At 71.1% G+C, this 2,191-nt stretch carries 3 protein-coding genes; all 3 read left to right on the forward strand.

Going from position 1 to position 2,191, the window contains the following annotated elements:
• On the forward strand, positions 1-416 hold a 416-nt coding region (locus tag J0695_RS36575), incomplete at its 5' end, for a glycosyltransferase family 2 protein (RefSeq protein WP_372445885.1).
• The gene (locus J0695_RS36580) at positions 413-1,729 is read left to right on the forward strand and encodes an O-antigen ligase family protein (RefSeq protein WP_206969075.1); all 1,317 of its coding nucleotides are present in this window, start codon (positions 413-415) and stop codon (positions 1,727-1,729) included. The genes J0695_RS36575 and J0695_RS36580, both read left to right, overlap by 4 nt.
• 21 nt (positions 1,730-1,750) lie before the next feature.
• On the forward strand, positions 1,751-2,191 hold a 441-nt coding region (locus J0695_RS36585; protein WP_206969076.1), incomplete at its 3' end, for a GDP-mannose 4,6-dehydratase.

A 2,191-nucleotide genomic window follows, 5' to 3' on the forward strand; every position in this document is an offset into this window, starting at 1 on the left:
GCGTCGGCCGCGCCCTGGCACTGGTCGAACCGAGCGGCAGGCCCGAGCCCTGCGACACGTACAACGGCAACGTCGTCCTCGTCCCGCGCTCCGTACGCGACCGCATCGGCGACATCGACAAGGTCTTCCGCCACGGCATGGGCGACTACGACCACGGCTACCGCGCCCGCCGGGCCGGCATCCCCGTCTATGTGACGCCCCGCCACATCGGCACCTGCGACCGCAACCCCCCGCTGACGGGCTCGCGCGAGCCGGGCATCGGCGTGCGCGAGGCGCTGCGCCGGATCACCTCGCAGCGCGAACTGCCGCCGCGTCAGTGGTGGGTGTACTGCGCGCGGCATGCGGGGGTGCGGGCGCCGGTGCTGATGGTGTCGCCTTATGTGAAGACGGCTGCGCGGGCGGCGGTGGGCCGGTGAACCCCTCGACCCTGCTGGCACTCGGCGCCGCCCTGCTCGCACTCGTCGCGGTGACCGCCCTGTACGTCCGCTCCCCGACGACCGGGATCGCCCTGCTGCTGACGGCGAGGCTCTGGCCCGGCTCCGAACACGCGACCCTGACCTCGCAGTTGCCGATCGGGCTGACCGTCCTGGACCTCCTGGTCCTGTGCGCGATGGCCGCAGCCGTCGTACGCCTGCTCCGCAACCCGCTCCAGGCACGGCCCGTACTGCTGGCACTCGGACTCGTCCTGCTGCTGATCACCGTGTCGTTCGTCACCGGCGCGGCGCACTACGGGGCACGGATCGCGGGCAACGAGATGCGCACGTCCTTCGCGCACGTCTTCGGGCTCGCGCTGTACGCCGTCACACTGCCGCCCACCGCCCGGATGCTGCGGCGCATCGGCGCCGTATGGGTCGTGGCCGCCTACGCCGAGTCGCTGATGGCGGTGCACTGGTGGTCGCAGTTCGGCATCGGCTCGACGCGCATCCAGCTCATCTCGGACGGCCTCACCATCGAGTCACGCGCGCTCTCCGCCCCCGAAGCGCTCCTGATCGCCCAGGCCGCCGTCCTGCTGCTGTGCGCGGACCGGCTCGGCAGACGGCGGTTTTTTCTGCTCGCCGCGCCCCTGCTGCTGGTCACTGTCCTGCTGCAGCACCGCACCGTCTGGCTGGCCGCCGCCGTGATGGTGGGCGGCTGGCTGCTTCTGTACCTCGGGCGCGGGCGCCGGGCCTTGCCCCTGGTGGGCGTGGCGCTGATCGGGGTGTCCGTGGCGCTCGCCACCGCACTCGGCCTCCTGGGTGGGGCCGGCGGCGACCTGGCCGCATCCGCTTCCGACAGCCGGACCCTCATGTGGCGTGCCACGGGCTGGCTCGGCCTGCTCGACAGCTTCGAACGGGCGGGCGACTGGCTCACCGGGCTGCCGTTCGGCACGGGCTTCGCGCGGATGGTCGACGGCGGTCTCGTCACGGTCTCCCCGCACAATTACTACCTGCATCTGCTGCTGCGCACCGGCGTGCTGGGACTCTCCGCCTTCCTCTTCCTGTACGCCGCCGCGCTGGCGGACGGCCGGGGAGGCTCCCGCACCGCGCGTGCGGTCCAACTGCTCGCGTACGGACAGTTGATGTTCGCGATGACGTACTCCTTCACCGCCGAACAGGGCCTGGTCATCGGGCTGTTGATCGCCCATGCGCTCAATGCCCGGCGCCGGATTCCCCCCACCGGCGTACCTCCGCGGCAGGCACGGCCTTCCCACACCCCGACCATCGCGCGAAACAGCGTCCCCCTCGTCTAGTTGTCCAGAGAAAGCGATGCCATGCCCCCCAAAGTCGCGCTCATCACCGGCATCACCGGCCAGGACGGCTCGTACCTGGCCGAACTCCTGCTCTCCAAGGGCTATGTGGTGCACGGCCTGATGCGCCGCTCCTCCACCTTCTCCACCACCCGGATCGACCACCTCTACCAGGACCCGCACGAGCCGGACACCCGACTGCACCTGCACTACGGAGACCTCGCCGACGGCTCCCGCATCGCCACCCTCCTGGAGAGCATCCGGCCCGACGAGGTCTACCACCTGGCCGCCCAGTCCCACGTCCGCGTCTCCTTCGACGAGCCCGAGTTCACCGGCACCACCACCGGGCTCGGCACCACCCGCCTCCTCGAAGCGATCCGGATGACCGGCCTGCCGTGCCGCTTCTACCAGGCATCGAGCTCCGAGATGTACGGCACGACCGCCCCGCCCCAGGATGAGCAGACC

Source organism: Streptomyces beijiangensis, from assembly GCF_017315755.1.
Classification (GTDB): Bacteria; Actinomycetota; Actinomycetes; order Streptomycetales; family Streptomycetaceae; genus Streptomyces; species Streptomyces beijiangensis.